The sequence below is a fragment of the Speluncibacter jeojiensis genome (assembly GCF_029589495.1).
GTDB classification, from domain to species: Bacteria; Actinomycetota; Actinomycetes; order Mycobacteriales; family Mycobacteriaceae; genus Speluncibacter; species Speluncibacter jeojiensis.
This window is the reverse complement of record NZ_JAAIVF010000008.1, coordinates 147,558-165,785: the sequence shown is the minus strand read 5'-3', so window position 1 is coordinate 165,785 and position 18,228 is coordinate 147,558. Positions and strand designations below refer to the sequence as shown.

Annotated in this window: 12 protein-coding genes; 4 read left to right on the top strand and 8 right to left on the bottom strand. The window is 71.7% G+C overall.

Annotated features, from left to right (window positions below):
• Positions 1 to 7: 7 nt before the first annotated feature.
• The gene (locus tag G4X40_RS21140) at positions 8 to 1,639 is read right to left on the bottom strand and encodes an FAD-dependent oxidoreductase (RefSeq protein ID WP_277835703.1); all 1,632 of its coding nucleotides are present in this window, start codon (positions 1,637 to 1,639) and stop codon (positions 8 to 10) included.
• 373 nt (positions 1,640 to 2,012) lie between these two features.
• On the opposite strand from G4X40_RS21140, the gene G4X40_RS21135 reads away from it, so the two are divergent.
• Positions 2,013 to 3,443: a T3SS (YopN, CesT) and YbjN peptide-binding chaperone 1 gene (locus tag G4X40_RS21135; RefSeq protein ID WP_277835485.1), complete on the top strand. Its 1,431-nt coding sequence runs from the start codon at positions 2,013 to 2,015 to the stop codon at positions 3,441 to 3,443.
• A gap of 18 nt (positions 3,444 to 3,461) precedes the next feature.
• On the opposite strand, the gene G4X40_RS21130 is transcribed toward G4X40_RS21135, so the two are convergent.
• The 4 genes from G4X40_RS21130 to G4X40_RS21115 form a co-directional block, all read right to left on the bottom strand.
• Positions 3,462 to 4,532 (bottom strand): hypothetical protein, encoded by a 1,071-nt coding sequence (locus G4X40_RS21130; RefSeq protein WP_277835483.1) that lies wholly within the window; start codon positions 4,530 to 4,532, stop codon positions 3,462 to 3,464.
• Complete coding sequence (locus tag G4X40_RS21125; RefSeq protein ID WP_277835481.1) at positions 4,522 to 5,376, bottom strand: hypothetical protein; 855 nt, start codon at positions 5,374 to 5,376, stop codon at positions 4,522 to 4,524. The genes G4X40_RS21130 and G4X40_RS21125 overlap by 11 nt, the downstream gene beginning before the upstream one ends.
• Positions 5,377 to 5,639: 263 nt before the next feature.
• On the bottom strand, positions 5,640 to 6,149 hold the full coding sequence (locus G4X40_RS21120; protein WP_277835479.1) for an O-acetyl-ADP-ribose deacetylase: 510 nt from the start codon (positions 6,147 to 6,149) through the stop codon (positions 5,640 to 5,642).
• Positions 6,146 to 7,108, bottom strand: a complete 963-nt coding sequence (locus G4X40_RS21115) for an ADP-ribosylglycohydrolase family protein (RefSeq protein ID WP_277835477.1) — start codon at positions 7,106 to 7,108, stop codon at positions 6,146 to 6,148. Before G4X40_RS21115 ends, G4X40_RS21120 begins: the two co-directional genes overlap by 4 nt.
• Before the next feature lie 64 nt (positions 7,109 to 7,172).
• Between G4X40_RS21115 and G4X40_RS21110 the strand changes: the two genes are divergently transcribed.
• The 3 genes from G4X40_RS21110 (at position 7,173) to G4X40_RS21100 (ending at position 9,683) form a co-directional block, all read left to right on the top strand.
• On the top strand, positions 7,173 to 7,850 hold the full coding sequence (locus tag G4X40_RS21110; protein ID WP_277835475.1) for an NUDIX hydrolase: 678 nt from the start codon (positions 7,173 to 7,175) through the stop codon (positions 7,848 to 7,850).
• A gap of 181 nt (positions 7,851 to 8,031) precedes the next feature.
• The gene (locus G4X40_RS21105; protein ID WP_277835474.1) at positions 8,032 to 8,931 is read left to right on the top strand and encodes an alpha/beta fold hydrolase; all 900 of its coding nucleotides are present in this window, start codon (positions 8,032 to 8,034) and stop codon (positions 8,929 to 8,931) included.
• A gap of 65 nt (positions 8,932 to 8,996) precedes the next feature.
• Positions 8,997 to 9,683 (top strand): DUF899 domain-containing protein, encoded by a 687-nt coding sequence (locus tag G4X40_RS21100; protein WP_277835472.1) that lies wholly within the window; start codon positions 8,997 to 8,999, stop codon positions 9,681 to 9,683.
• A 59-nt stretch (positions 9,684 to 9,742) separates the two neighbouring features.
• On the opposite strand, the gene recD is transcribed toward G4X40_RS21100, so the two are convergent.
• From recD to recC, 3 genes are read right to left on the bottom strand one after another with little or no spacing between them, the layout of a single operon-like run.
• Positions 9,743 to 11,587, bottom strand: a complete 1,845-nt coding sequence (gene recD / locus G4X40_RS21095) for an exodeoxyribonuclease V subunit alpha (protein ID WP_277835470.1) — start codon at positions 11,585 to 11,587, stop codon at positions 9,743 to 9,745.
• A complete protein-coding gene (locus tag G4X40_RS21090) occupies positions 11,584 to 14,895 on the bottom strand; it encodes a UvrD-helicase domain-containing protein (RefSeq protein WP_277835467.1) in 3,312 nt (1,103 codons plus the stop codon). Before G4X40_RS21090 ends, recD begins: the two co-directional genes overlap by 4 nt.
• The gene (gene recC / locus G4X40_RS21085) at positions 14,895 to 18,188 is read right to left on the bottom strand and encodes an exodeoxyribonuclease V subunit gamma (RefSeq protein WP_277835466.1); all 3,294 of its coding nucleotides are present in this window, start codon (positions 18,186 to 18,188) and stop codon (positions 14,895 to 14,897) included. The genes G4X40_RS21090 and recC overlap by 1 nt, the downstream gene beginning before the upstream one ends.
• Between the last annotated feature and the right edge of the window lie 40 nt (positions 18,189 to 18,228).

Sequence of the window (18,228 nt, the reverse complement as noted above, 5' to 3'; positions counted from 1 at the left end):
TTCCGGCTCACGCCAGCGGCAGCCCCGCGTCTTCCCAGGTCAGCATCCCGCCGTCCAGGTTGGTCGCGTCGCGGCCCTCCTGGGTGAGGATCCGCGTGGCCAGGTAGCCGCGCATGCCGACGCGGCAGGTGGCGATGACGGGTCCGTCGGGCACCTCGTCGAGCCGCTTGCGCAGCTCGTCGAGCGGGATGTTCACCGCGCCGGCGATGGTGCCGGCGGCGACCTCCTCGGGCGTGCGCACGTCGAGGACCGTCGCGCCCGCGGCGACCGCGGCGTGCACCTCGTGCCACTGGGTGGTGCCCACGGTACCGGCGGCGAGGTTGTCGGCGATCATGCCGAGCATGTTCACCGGGTCCTTCGCCGAGCCGAACTGCGGCGCGTACGCGAGCTCGAGGTCGGCCAGATCCGCGGCGCTGAGCCCGGCCCGCATCGCAGTCGCGATCACGTCGATCCGCTTGTCCACGCCCGACCGTCCGACGCCCTGGGCACCCAGGATCAGCCCGGTCTCCGCGTCGACGACGAGCTTGAGCTTCATCATCTCGGCGCCCGGATAGTAGCCGGCGTGGTCGGACGGGTGGGTGTGGATGACGTGGATCGCCCGGCCCTGCTGTCGCAGCGTGCGCTCGTTCGCCCCGACCACCGCGGCGGCCAGGCCGAACAGCCCGACGATCGCGGTGCCCAGGCTCGGCAACGCCCCGGCGGTGCGGCCGCAAATCACGTCCGCGACCATCCGGCCGTGCCGGTTGGCGATGTTGGCCAACGGCACCAGCGTGTCCTGCCCGGTCACCGCGCTGGACTCGACCGCCACGTCGCCGACCGCGAAGATGCGCGGATCGCCGGTGCGGCGCTGCGCGTCGACGAGCACTCCCCCGCCCACGCCCAGCTCGAGCCCGGCGTCGCGAGCCAGGCCCGATTCCGGCCGCACGCCGGTCGAGGCGAGCACCAGCGCGGCGGGAACGACCGAGCCGTCGTCGAGCCGCACCGAGTCCTCGTCGATGGCGACCGCGCGCAGCCCGGTGCGCACGCGCACGCCGTTGCCCTCGAGGTGGCGGGCGACGACCGCGGCCATCTCCGCGTCCAGCGGCGCGAGGATCTGGTCGGCGGCCTCGACGATCGTGACGTCCAGGCCCCGGCCGGCGAGATTCTCCGCCGCCTCGAGCCCGACGAAGCCGCCGCCGAGCACGACAGCGCTGCGCGGGTCCCGCTCCAGATCGGCCATGACCGAGTCGAGGTCGGGCACGTCGCGTAGCGTGTGCGCGCGCTCGATGCCCGGGATCGGCGGCACCACGGCCGACGCGCCGGTGGCGAGTACCAGGGCGTCGTACGAGAGCGTGCCCGTGGTGTCGGCAGACCGGTCGACGACCGTGATCGTGCGCGCCCCGCGGTCGATCGAGACGACCTCATGGGAGGCGCGCACGTCGATGTCGAAGCGCTCGGCGAGCGACTCGGGAGTGTGCAGCAGCAACTCGTCGCGCTCGGCGATGGTGCCGCCGAGGTGATACGGCAGTCCACAGTTCGCGAACGACACGTACGGGCCGCGCTCGAGGACGACGATCTCCATGTTCTCGTCGTTACGCCGCAACCGCGTCGCCGTGGACATGCCCGCCGCAACTCCGCCGACGATCACCGTGCGGCGGATCGCGCTGCCGGCCGTGTTGTTGTCGACCACGCCGATCACCCCTTCCCGAACAGCCGCCCGAGGAATCCGCCGGATGGCGCGTCCTCCGGGCAGGTGCACCGCTGACTCTTGGGAACCGACCGCATCACCTCGTCGACGTGCTGCCCGCACCCGGACCACGTCGTCTTACCGCACTTCCGGCAGGTCACCGCTCGACACACAATTAGCCTCCTCAGGCACGACAACGATGTCCTCCAACATACCCCAGGGGGCATCATCGCGCCGGTGGGCGCGGTGTGGTCGAGCACACAGGCTTTCTGTCGGTCCCCGGGGCTACGTTGTTCCCACATCGGCCGCCCGCACCCAGTGGGCCGGCGTACGACAGGGGGTTGCCATGACCGACTTCACCGACTTCGACGACGCGGTCGAGCGGGCCTGGCGGCAGTTCCGCGCCGGCCTCGCCGATCACCTCGCCGCACTGGACGCGGGCGACATGGTCGAGTTGCGCCCCGGTGCCGTGGAGTCGGTCGACGGGCCGCCGCGCGTCCGGTTCCATGCGTGGACGGCCGAGCACGTGCGGTGCGAGGTCTTCGCGGACGGCCCGGACGCGCCGTTGTCCGACGAGCAGCGGTCGGGGCTGGTCGAACTCGGCTGGTTCCCGCCGACCTGCCCGCCCGAGGGTGATCCCGGCGGCGGCTCGTGTGCGTACTTCGTGGACCTGCCGGCCCGCCGAGCCGATCAGCTCGCGCAGATGGCGGTCGCCGCGCTGCGCCGGGTCTGGGGCGTCGAGCATCCGGTGTTCGTGCGCACCACCGACGGCCTGCACCCGATCGCGCTCGCAGGCGCCGAGCCCGCCGGGGACGACGCTCCCACACCGGACCCGAACGAGCCGATCTGCCCCGACGACCGGGACCATCTGGTCGCGGTCGTCGACGAGGTGCTGACCGCCGCGATCGGGGCGGCGCCGCACGTCGATCGGGACGGCGACTTCGAGCTGCGAGTGCATGGTCGCAGCGTGTACGTCATCGTCACGCAGCACTGCCCGATGGTGCGTATCTGGGTTCCGTTGCTGCACGGCATCAACGGGCGCACCCGGGCGGCCGAGCTGATCACCGACCTGGTGCCGCGGTGGGCGCACCTGCGGCTGCTGCTCATCGAAGACCGGCTGCACGCCGAGATCGACGTGGTCGGCGATCCGTTCGTGCCCGCGCATCTGCTGGACCTGCTCGGCCACATGGGACGTTTCCTCGCCACCGCCGACGCGGCCTTCGCCGACCGGTTCTCCGGACGGCTCTACGGCACCGACGACGAGCAGGACGAAGATCTCGACAGCGCCGTACTCGATGACGACGAGCGTCCCTGCGACGAGGGGTACGACGACTGGGCTGCCGCCGCCGCAGACGGCGAGCACGCGGCCGACGACGCGGATGGCGAGGCGGTCCTGCCGCCGGCGCTGCTGACTCTGCTGGAACTCGACCCCGACGGTGACGCGCCGAAGCTGAGTGCCGAGGAGGTGGCGGCCGTATGCGATCACGACCGCGACGACATCCTCGAGTACCTGCACCTGTCCGGGGAGCAGGTACTCGCGTGGCACTCCTCCGCCGAAGCGGCCCGCGCCGAGGGCGATTCGGCGGAGGCCGACGCGTGCGAACACGAGATGCTGGCGTGGCAGCGGACCGTCGACTCGCTGCGCGCGGCGCTGCGGGTGGTGGTCATCCCGCCCGAGCTCCCCCATCCACCGGACGTGCACCAGGGGGCACTGTTCGACGTGCCCGGTGAGCCGTCGCTGTTCGACGAACCCTCACTGTTCGACGAACCGAGTTGAGCGCGGGGCCGGCCGAGATCAGGTGCCGGCCAGGTGCACCGCACGCACCGCCAGAGTGCGGGACTCCGGACAGGACGGAGTCGTCACCACGATGGCGCCACTGCGTTCCTGCGGACCGTCGATCGTCATCGTGTGCTCAGGATGGTCGGTGTCCATGAACACCACCACCTGGCACATGAGCTTGTCCGTGTCCCCTCGAACGGTCCGCAACTCGAGCGCCGTCTTCCCGACCACGTCGATCGTGTCGGCTGTGGGATCCGCAGGGTCGGCCTGTGACGTCTCGTCGATCTCGAACTTGATCTCGTGCGGCTGACCGTCACCGCGATTCGCCCGGCAGAAGGTGGTGTCCATCGCATCGACGGACTCGACCTCGTGCAGTGCGGCGAAGGCCAGGCACGGATCGACCGTTGACAGGCGGAACGGGTTGCGCGCAGGCGAATCCCGCCGCTGTGGATGCGTCTGCACCAGCCGGAGCGTGGCGTTCAGGGCATCGCGAGCGAAGTCGCAGGGATGCGGTACATCGTTCTGCAGTGCCGTGAACTGGAAGTTGAATGTGGTGCCCTGCACCGACGGGAACAGCGCCAGACAATAGCTGGAGTACTCCGCGACCGGCAGTTGCTTTCCGTCGACGGACAATTCGGGAAAGTGTGCCCGTACGTCATGGTCGGTGTCGGACGCGAAGACCGGGTCGTCGAGGTTGCCGGTGCGAATACGGAATCCGTAGCGCAGTCGATTGGTGTCAGGGTCGACGAGAATGATGTCGCAGGAGTCGAGCGTCGACCCGGGACCGAGCGCAATCTGTTTACCGAGCTTGGTCACGGTGGGCAGATCGAGATAGCCGCACGGGTCCAATTGCTGTGCTGCGGTGCGCTCCTGCGCTCGCGCCGCGGTCTGCGACCCGAACCGGGCGTAGAAGGACTCGGTCGTGTCGGACCGGGTGGTCTCACCGGAGCCGGCGCGGGGTGCGTTGCCACCGGCCGGCACAGCCTGCCCGGACACCGTCGAGCAGGCCGACAGGAGCAGGACCAGCACCGCCGCCGGCAGAACCGAGAGTCGTCGCAGCCGCTGAAAGGGGCGATCAATGCGCATCGATGAACAACTCCTTGGCCGCCCGCAAGATCGCCTCCGATACGTCGCACCGGTTGCCCACGCCGGCGAGAAGTTGCACCTCGATCTGCGGCGCGATCGCGGTCTGCGACCGGTACCCGTCTCCGATCGCGGCGACGGCGGGCCCCCATGCCGTTGTGGCGGTGTCGACAGGACCCGCACGGTAGATGCTCTTGCAGTAGTCGTGACCTGTGACGAACCCGAACGGCTCCGCAGCGGCGTGCACACCGAATGTCACCGTGTACTGGGGTGGGAGCGACACACCGGGCGGGCGTTCGAGCGCGAACGTGCAGGTGTAGGGATCCTGGGAAGCCTTGAGTTGACTCACCTTCACCTGCGGTGGCAGGTGCTCGCCGACCTCACACGCGGAGTGGCCGGTCAGGACGCCACCCGGCGCACGCTTCGGCGGCACGGTCCTGGCCAACCGAATGGTCGCCGCGACGACGTTCCGGGCTACCCCGCAGGCGTCGGGCAGCCCTGCTACCTCGACACCGGAGCGCACCGGTCGCGGACGGGCCGTGATCTCACCGCTTCGATCCGGTTGCACGGCAATCGGCAGCGGGAAGAACAGCGTGCAATCGGGGTAGCCGTCCCGTAACCGGTCGACCGGAGTGCCTGCGACCGCGCCGTCGGGATCGGTCCGGAGGTCACGGTCCGCGACCAGCCGGAACGTCACCCGCTCGAGACTGCGGACGTCGAACACCTCCGTGCAGTCGGTGAGCTTGTCGATCGCGGTGGGTCCGCGCAACAGCGCCGGCTTCCCCAGACCGAAAACCCCCGCGTCGACAAAGCCACACGGATCCAGGGTGCGGAGGTAGTCGGCCACCCGTTGTTTGTAGGCCGCCGAAACACCTGCGGTCTGCCCGTCGACCGTCAGGTCGCCGTAGCCCACGGGCCCAGGCGCCGACGATTGCGACGGCCCCGACGAGCTATCTTGTCCCCCAGCACATCCCGCCGTCACAACGGCCGCAAGCATCACCATGCCGAAGCGCGCGCGGACACCACGAAGCGTGGCCATGATCCCCCCATGTCAGCGATTCCCGGGGCGAAACCTTACGGCACGTCACGCCTTCGCCGTCAATCGCCGGGTCAGCCGACCGCGCGGCGCATCAGTTCCGCGACCTCGCGGCCGAACGCAACCATCGTCACGATCTGCACGGAGGTCCGCGCGGAGCCGATGGCGTGCACGGCCTTCGTCACCGCGTCGGCCGTTGGCCAGCCGAACGCCCCTGCCGAGATCAGCGGGAATGCGACGGTCGCCGCACCCAGCGAGTCGGCGACGGCGAGGCTGCGGGTGTAGCACGAGCGCAGCAGCGCGGACCGGTCCTCGCGGGTGGAGTACCGCGGGCCGACCGTGTGGATCACCCAGTGCGCGGGCAGGTTCCCGGCGGTGGTGGCCACGGCCGCGCCCTCGTCGAGTCCGCCGGGCAGCGTCGTCTCCCGCAGGCGGTGGCATTCGGCGAGGATCTGCGGTCCCCCGCGCCGGTGGATTGCGCCGTCGACTCCCCCGCCGCCGAGCAGCGACGAGTTCGCGGCATTGACGATTGCGTCCACGCGGATCTTGGTGATGTCGCCCTCGACGACCTCGATGATGGTCATGCGCACACCTCCGTGGCCATCGTCCCACCGTCGACGGTCGACAGCGCCAGCCTCACCAGATCGTCGGCGCGGTAGCCGGGCCAGCCGTGCAGCATGGCGCGCCACTGATCCGGCACGGCGGTCGCGCCCCAGCGCGCACCGAGCAGCCCGCCGGCGATCGCCGCGGTGGTGTCGGTGTCGTTGCCGGCGCGCACGGCACGCTCCAGCGCCGCCGGCAACTGGTCCGGCCCGCTCTCCTCTACCCCGCTGATCGCCCACCACGCGGTCAGCAGTGCGTCGACCACCCAGCCGTTGCGGGGAAAGTCCGCGGGCGAGCCGGATTCGGCGCGGTCGAGCAACGGACCCCAGTAGGCGCGGACCGTCGCGTCCGCGGTGTCGAGATAGCCGCGCACGCCATCGAAGTCGCCGTGCAGGACGGCGTGGCGGATCGCGTAGGACCACATCTCACAGGCCTCGCCGGCGCGAGGATCGGCGTGGGTGAGGTCGCTGATCGCCCGCGCCGCGGTCACGCAGCGCGCCTCGTCGTCGAGGTAGGCCAACGCCACCGGCGCCGTGCGCATCAGCGAACCGTTGCCGCCGGTGCGCCCGGGCAGCGACGCCGCCCGCTCGGCCATCGCGCGGCCCGACTGCGGCCGCACCGACAGGACCGCGCGGGTCTGGTTGCCGACATCCGGCGGATTCGAGTCGAACCACCGCAGGAACTGCGCGGCCACCGCGTCGAGCACCGACTCGTCGGCGAGGTCCGCCCCGGTCGCCGCCACCTCCGCGACCGCCACCGCCATCGAGGTGTCGTCGGTCCACTCGCCGGGCGCGAAGTCGCCGAGCCCGCCCCCGATCATCTCGATCGGCGCGGTCGGCGCCGGCGTGGTGAACTCGTATCCCGCGCCGAGCGCGTCGCCCGCGGCTGTCGCCAGCAGCACACCCGCCGCGCGGTTCCTCTGATCGTCGGTCAGCCTCATCGCCACTCCTTTTAGATCGTTGTTGCGCTAATTATTAGCGCACTTCTGCGCTAAAGTGCAAGCCGTGAGTACCTGGACCGACAAAGACGGCAAGACGTTGACCGACTATCCGCGCCCCTCGGTCGCGGTCGACGTCGCCGTGCTCACCGTGGTGGATGCCGAACTGCACGTCGTCGTGGTGCACACGCCGAGCGGCACCCTCGCACTACCCGGCACCTTCCTGCGGCCGGGTGAGCGACTGTCGGACGCCGCCGAACGCGCGCTGCGCAGCAAGGCGCGACTGAAAGACCTTGCCTTCCAACAGCTCGCGATGTTCGACAAACCCGGGCGCGACGACCGCGGCTGGGTGCTGTCGATGGCGCACGGTGCCGCGCTGGCGGCCGACCGGTTGCCGCCGGGCACCCTCACGGTCCCGCTGGAACTGGGCCGACCGACCCTGCCGCTCGCGTTCGACCACGCCGAGATGGTCGAGTCGGCCGTCGACGATCTGCGGCAGCGTTACGCGCGCCGCGTCGACCCGGCAGCGCTGATCGGCGAGACATTCACCGTGCTCGCGCTGCGGCGGTTGTACGACGCGATCTTCGCGCGCGCCCTGCCGAAGGACACGTTCCGCCGCCTGGTCGTCGACGCGCTCGAACCGACCGGCGAGATGTCGGTAGGCGCGGGCCGGCCCGCCGAGCTGTTCCGGCGGCGGGCCGGTGCCGAGCTTCCACCGAGCGCGCTGGGCCGACTGTTGGGGTGAGCCCGCAGACAGCGGCGCTCGATCCTCCTGTCGGTACGACAGTCCCTCCTCATACCTGGGAACTACCCGAGGATGGCTCGCCGGGGCGATGTCCCCGAGCACCCGCACACCGCAAGCTGTGAACCGGCGCCGGTCGGAACGGGCACCGGCGAGATCTCGTCCACGGAAAGGTGTGCGCCCCATGATCCCCCGTCCGCTCGCACAACGCCGCACAGCGGCGATCGTCGTCACGCTCGCCGCACTCACGGCGGGCGGCCTGGGTGCCTGCGCCGCATCGTCAGACACAGCAACGACCACCGAGCAGTCGGCTGCCTCCGCCGGGTCGTTACACATGATCGCCAACGAGGGGCATCGACTCGCGTTTCATGTGATCCCCGGCCACTGGCCGGCCATCGTTCTCGACGCCGGCGGCGGGCTCGACTCCTCGCAGTGGCACGCGATCGCGCCTGCCCTCACGCAGCGGACCGGGTCGGAGGTCATCACCTACGACCGGGCGGGCGAAGGCGCGAGCGACGAGGTCCCCGGCCCGTGGAAGGCCGCGAATGCGGCATCGGACCTGCGGGCGGGCCTCACCGCATTGGGGGTGCGGGGCGCGGTGCTGGTCTCGCATTCACTTGCGGGCGAGGTCGCCACCGAACTCGTACGGTCCGACTCGGACCGGGTCGCCGGCGCGGTGCTGGTGGACGCGTCACTCCCCGAGTTCTACACCGACGCCGAGACAGCGAGGATCGTCGCGGCGAACGCCCATCAGATCGCGGAACTGCGAGGGAAGCCGCAGACGCGGCAGACGCGCCAACTACTCGCCCAGGCCGCCGACTACGGTCCCGCCCACCGCGCCTACCACCGGATGTCCTCGCCCGACATCGTTCCCGCGACGGTGATCGTGTCCTCGCAGACCCCCTTCGACACCCCGCAGGACGCGCGTTTGTGGAAGGCGGCGCAAGCCCAATTCGCGGGCGCCGCATCGAATCGGACGCTCATCCACGCCGACCCGAGTTCGCACGACATCCCCGAGGACCGGCCCGACGTGGTGATGACGGCGGTCGAGGACATGGTCGCGCGGGTTCGCGCGGACCGATGAGTTCCCGGCTCCGTTTCGGTCGGTACCTGTACACCGCCGACCACGATTCGCGAGGGAGCAAAGACATGACCACCACCCCACTGCCGCCGATCGTCGACGCCGAGTCCTGGCAGCGCGAGCTTGACGCGCTGCGCGTGCGGGAGAAGGCCGCGACCCGCGAGCTCGACACGATCGCCGCCGCGCGGCGGCGCCTGCCGATGGTGCGGATGCCCGACTACACGCTCGAGGGCGAGGCCGGTGCCGTCCGGCTGGCGGACGTGTTCGACGGGAATTCGCAACTGATCGTCTACCACCACATGTGGTTCCCGGGTGAGCAGTGGCAGTGTCCGGGCTGCACGGGGTTCACCTCGCAGTTCACCCGGCTCGAATTCCTCGACAACTGGGACGCGCGGTTCGTCGTCGTCACCCAGGGCCCGATCGACGAGGCGCTCGAATACCGGCGACGGGTGGGCAACACGATGCCCTGGTACTCGACCTCGAACAGCAGCTTCGGCGCCGATGTCGGCGCACCGCCCGGCGGCGGGTTCGACCTCAACGTGTTCCTACGCGACGGCGACACCGTCTACCGCACCTGGCACACGTCCGGCCGCGGCGTCGAGCAGCTCAGCCACACCTTCGCGCTGATCGACACACTGCCCTACGGCCGGCAGGAGGAATGGCAGGACTGCCCGGACGGCTGGCCGCAGTCGCCGACCTACAGCCGGTGGGCGAAGTCGCAGGACATCGCCGCGCTGTATGGTCCGGACGAGTAGTCCCGCCCCGCGCTTCCCGCGATCCCCCTTCCCGCGCTCCTCCCTTCCCGCGCCCCGCCCTACTCGCGCCGCAGCCCGCTGGCCCGAAGCACCTGCCGAGCAATGCCTTCGCGCAGTGCGTCTTCCGTGCCGATGATCCGCACGTGCGAACGCGCGCGGGTGATCGCCGTGTACAGCAGCTCGCGGGTGAGCAGCGACGACCCCTCCGCGGGCAGCACCACCGACACGGTGTCGTACTGGCTGCCCTGGCTCCGGTGGATCGTCATCGCGTACACGGTCTGCACCGACGACAACCGGCTCGGGTGCAGCAGCAGCGGATCCTCACCGCGGGCGAACGCCGCGACCAGTTCGCCCTCGCCGCCGCGCACGACGACGCCGGTGTCACCGTTGTAGATGCGCGCCTCGTAGTCGTTGGCGGTCACCAGCAACGGCTGCCCGGGATACCAGCGGTCGGGGTCGATCCGTCGCCCGGTCGTCTCACCGATCCAGTCCATCGACATCCGCGCCCACCACGACGCCCCGTGCGGACCGTCCCGGTGCGCGCACAGCAACCGGTGCTGCTCCGACTCGCGCAGCGCGCGCACCACATCACCCTCGTCGGCCGCCGCGGTCACCGCCTCGGCCGACACGATCACGTCCTTGCGCAGGTCGCCCAGATCGTCCGGGGCCACGAACGAGACGTCCTCGGCACCGGAGCGCAGGATCTCCAGAGCCTCGTCCGGCCGGTCGTCGCGCACCGCGGCGGCCAGTCGCGCGATCTCGCCGCCGAACCGTCGCCCGCGGCTGAGCCGGATGACCCCGGCTCCCAACCTGTTCCGTTCCCGCTCGCTCAGCGCCGCCTCGGCCGGGTCGTCCGTGGCCTGCAGATCGGCCTGGACGGCCCGAGCCAGCACCGGGTTCGCCGGCAACCGCACCGGCCGCTTCACCAGGTCCGCGAGCACCGCCCCGGCGTCGACCGAGGTCAGTTGGTCCGGGTCGCCGACGAGCACCAGTCGGGCGTCGGGCCGCACCGCCTCGAGCAGCCGGCACATCATCGTCAGCGACACCATCGACGTCTCGTCGACCACCACCACGTCGTAGGGCAGATGATTGCTCGCGTTGTAGCGGAACCGGGTGGCGCCGGCGCGCCGCCAGCCGAGCATGCGGTGCAGCGTCATCGCGGTCAGATCCGGCGGCAGGCCCACGTATTCCGCCTGGTCGCGCACAGCCTCCTGCAACCGGGCCGCGGCCTTGCCCGTCGGAGCGGCCAGTCCGATGCGCAGCCGCGGCCCGTGCTGGCCCAGCAGCAACGCCAGCACCCGCGCGACCGTGTGCGTCTTGCCGGTGCCCGGCCCGCCGACGATCACCGCGGTGCGGTTGGTCGCGGCGACGGCCGCGGCGATCCGCTGCCGGTCCGGCGCCTGCGCGTCGGGGAACAGGTGCGCGAGCCCGGATGCGAGTTCCACCTCGTCGACCTCGGGCAGGTCCTGTGCGCGCGTGTCGAGCACGTTGCGGACCGTCTGTTCCTGTCGGAAGTACTTCTCCAGGTAGAGCAAATCGTCGACCATCCGCAGCGGCCGCAGCGGCCCGGCCGGACCGCCGGCGACCAGCGGGCTGGCCGCGAGCCCGGCCCGGATCACCTCGTCCGCGGGCCAAGGCAGCGCCGCGACGTCGATCTCCTCGCCGTCGGCGACCGCCCACTCGTCGACCGCGACGTCGCGGATCCGGCTCAGGTCCAGGCACACCGAGCCCGATCGGACCGCCCGCACCGTCAGCGCCGTCGCCAACAGCACCGGCTCCGAGTTCTCACCGCCGAGCGCGCCGAGGCGCAGCGCCACGTGCACATCGGCGGCGTCGAGCACCCCGGCCTCGTTGAACGCCCGCAGCAAGCCCTTGCCGCGCTGCGCCACCCGCACCTCGGTCACGCCGCCACCTCACTTCCGGCCAGCAAATCGGAAAGTGCGCACACCAGCTGCGCGGGCGGCGTCCAGTCGAACACCCCGGCGCCGTCGGGGGTGTCGGGCCCGGCCATGCCCCGCACGAACAGGTACTGCACCCCGCCCAGGTGGACCGCCGGGTCGTATCCGGGCAGTCGCCAACGTAGATACCGATGCAGCGCAACCGAATACAGAAGCGCCTGCAGCGGATAGTGCGCACGGATCATCTCGGCGGCCATCGCGGCGCGGGTGAAGTCCGCGGTGGTCAGATCACCGATCGACAGCCGGTTGGTCTTGTAGTCGACCACCACATAGCGGTGCCCGGCCCCGTCGCCGGCCGGCAGGCGCAGGACCGCGTCGATGCTGCCGGTCAGGTAGCCGCGCAACACGGTCGGCCCGAGCGCGTCGAGCTGGTCGGCGTACCCGGCGAGCGTGTCGCCGGCCGGCAGATGTGCCCGCAGCAGCCGGGCGACCTGCCCGAGCGTCACCCGCACGGCGCTGTCGCAGTCGTCGCCGCCGGCGAGGGGCAGTTCGAAGTCCAGCTCCGGCAGGCGATCCGACGGCGCGATCCGGGCCAGCGTCGCACCCCCGGCCAGCGGGGTGTGCAGCACCGGCACCAGTGCGACGGCCAGCGCCTCGGGATCGACGTCGGAGAATCCGGCTTCGACGACCTCCCGGCAGCGGTCGCCGACCTCGGCGGCGAGGTCGGCCGCGGCGGTGTCGACGACCTCGAGCACCGCGTGCACGACGGTGCCGAACGCGGCGCCCGCCGGCAATCCGTTCATCGGGGACGGCAGCCCCTCGCCGGCGCTCTCGCTCAGCGGCGGCTCCTGCGGCTCGTCGTCGATCACCTGCTCGTCGGACTCGGCCGCGGCGTGATCGCTCATGTCGTGACCGGCCATGTCGTGCGCGGCCGCGGTCAGCGCCGAGTAGGACGTGCGGCGCCACTCGAAATCGATGGCGCGCGTGAACTCCGCGGCGGCCAGCTCGCCGCCCGGCGAATGCGGCGGCGTCCAGGTCGGCACGGCGATCGCGCCGTCGCCGACGGCCTCGAGCGCGATCAGCGGCGACCCCGCCGCCCACTCGGACAGCTGCCGCGCGACGGTCTCGTCATCGGCGACCCGTGCCCTGGGCGGCACGTCCAGTTCGCCGGGCTTGCGCCCCAGCAGGATCCGGTGCAGGGCCGAGCGGTCGGTGAACGACGACGGCGCCCACCAGGCCACCACCCGGCATTTCGCGCGGGTCAGCGCGACATAGAGCAGGCGCAGCTCCTCGCCCGCCTCCTCCGCGTCGTGTTCGGCACGGCGGTCGCGGTAGCCGGGTCCGTACTCGCCGCCGACGTCGAGGATGCGCCGGCCGTCGTGGTCGTGCAGCAACAGCCGGTCCGGCACGAACGGCTTGGCCGCGTCCCAGCCGAACGGCACGTAGACGAACGGGTACTCGAGTCCCTTGCTGGCGTGCACGGTCGCGATCTGCACCGCGGCCGCGTCGCTGTCGAGTCGTCGGCTGCGGTCGGATCCGCCCACGTTCGGGTCCCGGATCTGCTCGGTCAGCCAACGGGTCAGCGCCGCCAGGCCCAGCGAGTCCGCGACCGCGGCGCCGTTGAGCAGCTGCGCGATGTGTCGCAGATCGGTCAGTCCGCGTTCGCCGCCGGCCCGGGCCAGCAGCCGCTCCTCGAGCCCGCTCCAGGTGGCCAGGCGCTCGAACAGCGCCGCGAAGCCGCTCTGCGCGAACACCATCGCCCATTCGCGCAGCACCGACCCGATCTCGGCGACCGCATCGTCGCCGCCGGAGTCGATGCTCTCCGCGGTGCGTCCGAGCAGCGGCGTCAATGCGGCCAACCGCACGCGGTCCGCACGGTGCGGCTGTTCGAGCGCCTGCAGGAGCCACAGCCAGTGCTTCGCGGCGGCGGTGAGGAACACGCTCTGCCCGCCCACCATCACGGCCGGGACCCCGGCCCGCTCCAAGGCCGCGTGCACCTGCGTGACCTGAGCGTTCTTGCGCACGAGGACGGCGATGTCACCGGGCGCGACGGAACGGTCCTCGCCGGCCAGGTGCAGCGGCGCGCCTCGTTCGAGCAGCGCGACGATGTCGGCCGCGACGTCCTCGGCGACCCGCCGCCGGACCGGACCGACCACCGGGAAACCCTGCTTGTTCAGCGGTCCGGCGCCGGTGCGCGGCAGGTACCGCAGCCTCAGCGGCGCCGTTCCGGGGGCGCGCGACTTCCGCTGGTCCGCACCGACCGGGTGCACGACGATCTTCCGATGCCCCAGTGCCGCACCGCCGTACAGGTGGTGCAGCGCCGCTACGAGGGGGGCGTCGGTGCGCCAGTTCACACCGAGTTCCAGGTGCGCGTCGGCCGAACCGACCGCGTCGAGGTAGGCGAGCACCTCCGCGCCGCGGAACGCATAGATGGCCTGCTTGGGGTCGCCGACCAGGATCAGCGTGCTGTGCCCGTGGAAGGCGCTGCGCAGGATCCCCCACTGCAGCGGGTCGGTGTCCTGAAATTCGTCGACCAGCACCACCTCGAACCGCTCCTGCACCCGTCGGCACGCCGCGGGTCCGTGCGCCGGATCGGTGAGCACCCCGTGCAGCAGGGTCGGCAGGTCGTTGTAGTCGCGGATGCCGAGCACCTGTTTGCGGCGCGACACCTCGGCGCGCACCTCACCGGCGAACGCGACCGCATCGCCGGCGGCGGTGCCCGCCGCGTCGTCGGGCACCAGCGCCGCCTGCGGGTCGAACACCGCCCCGCGCGCGGCCTTGCGCGCCTCCCCGGGACCGAGCGAGCGCTGCTCGCGCGTGCCGAACACCGCCAGGTACCGGTCGGCGATGGTCTCCTCGATGATCTCGGTGGCCTCCTCCACGACCACCGCGCCGGGGTCGCGTTCACCGGCGAGTCCGAGGCCGTCGAGCATACGCTGACAGAAGCTGTGGGTGGTCGCGATCGTGGTCGCGTCGAAGTCCGACAGCGCCTGCAGCAGCCGGCGGCGGCGCAACGCGACGGTCTGCTCGTCGGCCGCGGCGAGGTGCGCCACCAGGGGGTCGTCGCCAGGCGCCGGGTCGGCCAGCCCCGCGGCGACCGCGGCGAACCGCGCGCGGGTACGTTCGCGCAGCTCCTTGGTCGCGTTGCGCGAGAACGTCACCAGCAACATCCGCGCCGGATCCACACCGGCCTCGGCCACGTAGCGGACCGCCAGGCCCACGATCGCATAGGTCTTGCCGGTGCCCGCACTCGCCTCGAGCACGGTCGTCCCCGCGGGCAGCGGTCCACACAGGTCGAAGGTGTTGCCGCTCATCAACGTCCCATGCTCTCTGCCGCCAGCAGCGGCTCCCACACCGCGCGCGCGAGCGCGCCGAACGCGTTCTGCTCCGGACCCGGATCCGGCTCGTCGGTCACCACGGTGAACGGCGGTTCGTCGCCGTAGACGTAGGTGATGTGCCGATCGACGCCGTCGCCGAACTTCGATTCCCAGGCGCGGCGCGCGTTCTCGCGTGCGATCGAGACCGACTTGCCCTCGCGGCGGGTCTCGGCATACATGTTCGAGGCGCCGATCGCATACGGCAGCGGCGCGCACAGGCCGCGCGCCCGCAACGCGACGAGCGCCAGCAGATGCTCGCGGGCATTGGCGGGCGCGAGCAGCGTCGACTGCGCGGTCGGGTTGCTGAACTGCCCGCGGCCGGTGGTCACCGCCCGCCAACTGCGCTCCCCCGGCCGCGACGCCGCGACCGCGAGCAACTGAACCCAGGCGGCCAGCCGCTGCTTCGCGCCGAGCTTGGAGAAGGTGCTGCGCGCGATCACGTCCCCGAACACCCCGCCCACGGTTCCGGTGAGGCGGCAGCCGTCCCCCAGTTCGACGTCGATGTCGATTGTCTCCGGTAGCCCTGACATGTGCCCGGCGGTGACGACCGCGCGCGCATCGGCCTCGAGGCCCGACAGCACACCCGCACCGAGCTTCGCCGGCGGCAGCGTCCCGCGACGCCATTCGGCCGCACCGAAATCCGCGAAGGCGGATGCGAAGTCACGCGGATCCGCCAGCAGCGTGTCCACCATGCGCTGACCGATTCCCCAGCGTGCCAGCGAATCCAGCTCCACCGGAAGCGTGTCGTCGATCTCCTCGTCGAGGTCGGGCACCCGGAAGCCGAGCCGCTGGCGCAGGAACTCCTGGGTGGGGTGCTGGGCGAACGCGACCAGGTCGGACAGGTCCACATCACCGGGCGGCAGCGGCGACAACGCGGCCGGCAGCAGCCGCGGCTCGGGCGCCGCGTCGGTGGCCGCGGCCTGTGCCCCGGCCAGCGCGGCCCGGTCGAAGCTGAACGGCCCGGCGGCATCGAAGTTGCGGGCATCGAACGGCTGCAACGGATGCCGCCGCACGACCTCACCCATCGCGTCGGCGCCGACCATCGCCTCGAGCACGTCACGCAGTTCGCTGAGCGGGATCGCGGGCGGCCGCGGCGCACCGGTGACCGGGTCGGCCCCGGTGTAGAACAACAGCAGCTGCTCACCGGCCGCACAGACTGCGTCGAGCAGCAACTGCCGGTCCTCGCTACGCGCGTCGCGCTCGCCGATCAGCGGGTTACGGGCGAGCACGTCGTCCCCGTCGATCCCGGCGACCCGCGGAAACACCTCGTCGTCGAGGCCGAGCAGCACGACCACCCGGTGCGGCACCGACCGCATCGGCACCATCGTGCACACGGTCAGTTCGCCCGTGCGGAAGTTCGAGCGGCTGGGGCGGCCGGCCAGCCGTGCACCCAGCATCGCTCGGATGTCGGCCAGGCGCAGCTCGGCGGTGTCGCCGTGCTCGATGGCCGCGGCCAGTTCGCGCCGCGCCTGTCCCAGTTGCCACGCATCACGGTCGGCGACCTCGACGAGCAGGTCCAGCGCCCGTGTCAGCGCCTGCCCCCAGGCCTGCGTGGGCTGCGGCCCGGCCAGTCCGCGCAGCGACACGTCGAGCCGGTCGACGAACTCGGCGAGCCGGCCGGTCAGAGTGATGTCGTTGCTGTCGACGTCGTCGAGCGGCAGCGCCAGCGAAAGCCATTGTCCCTGCGCGCTGTCGGCCGCGGCGCCGAGCAGGACGCGGTCGAGTGCCGCACCGAGCGTGTTCTGCGGGAAGTCACCGAGACCGAAGTTGCGCCGTTCGCGTTTGCCGATCCCCCATCGCGCCCCGGCGTCGGTCATCCACTGCTGCAGCTGTTCCAGGTCGTCATCGGTGAACCGGAACTTGCGACGGACCGGTTCGGTGGCCGCGAGGTCGAGCACCTGACTGACCGCCACCCGGCCGTCGGCCAGCGCCAGCAGCGCGGCGACCACGCCGAGCACCGGATTGCTCTGGTGTAGTGCGCGATCGGCCAGCCGGACCCGCAGCCGGTGGCCGGGGTGGCCGTGCTCGTCCTGACCGAAGGCGGCGCGCACCAGCGGCGCGTAGGTCTCCACGTCCGGGCACATCACCAGCACGTCCCGCGGCTCGAGTGTCTCGTCCTGCTGGAACAGGTGCAGCAGGCACTCGCGGAGCACCTCGACCTGGCGGGCCGGGCCGTGACAGGCGTGGATCTGCACGGTGCCGTCGGGGACCGCACCGGCGACCGGCGCACGATCCGCCACGAGGTCGGACTGCAGCCTGCCCAGCAGCGTCGGCGGTGCCGGCGCGCCGCGGTGATGTTCGTCGAGAATCTCGCGGCCGGACAGCCGCTGTTGCAGCTCACGCACGTCGCGGCCCAGCGCGGCCAGCAGCGGATGGGTCACCCGCAGCGCACTGTCGTCGGCGGCGCGAGCCATGGCGGAAGGCAGGGTGACGAGCGGCCGGCCGACCGGCAACTCGGACAGCGTCCGCCACAACGCCGGGCTGTGGTGCGCGATCCACAGGTGGACGTCGCGCCGGTACGCGAGCGCATCGAGCACCGCCAACTGCGCGGTGGTCAACCGCGTCGGGCCGAACACCGACACCCGCTCGGGCAGATCCACCAGATCCGGTTCGTCACGCAGCCGCGCGCAGGCCGCCTCGAGGCGTTCGGCGGGACCGGGCGACCCGATCCGTTCCCGCAGCAGGCGCCACAGCTGCGCCTGCCAGGCGAGGTCGCCCAACTCGGCGCCTGCGCCGTCGGTGTCGTGGCCGCGGGCCCAGTCGACGAGCATCGCGGGACGCTGAGCGGCGTAGCTGCGGAACAGCTCGGTCAGGTGCGCAACCGTCCCGTAGCGCCGCCCGCGGCGGAAGTCGGCCGGGTCGGGGTGGCCGAGGTGGCGGGCGAGCACCGCGCACCACGGCTCGCCGAGGTGCGCATCGACGATGTCCAGCAGCAACCACCGCATCCGTTGCGGCGCCCACGGGTCGTCCTCCGCGCGGGTGTCGGTGGCGGCCGCGAGAGCGGCGTCGACGAGGGCGGTGGGCGACGGGAACTCGATATTCGCCGCCACCCCGTCGGCGGTGCGGGCGCCGAGGGTGGCGGACAGGTGCTGGGTCAGCCAGCGCTCGACCCCCTTGGCGGGCACCGCGACCACCTCGCGGGCGAACGGGTCCGCGAGCGGTACCGCGAGCAGTTCGCCCAGCGTGACGGCCAGGGTGTCGGACCGCTCGGCGCGGTGCAGGGTCAGCACGGGGCCTCCTCGCAACTGGTTCCGTGGGATCGGACCAGGA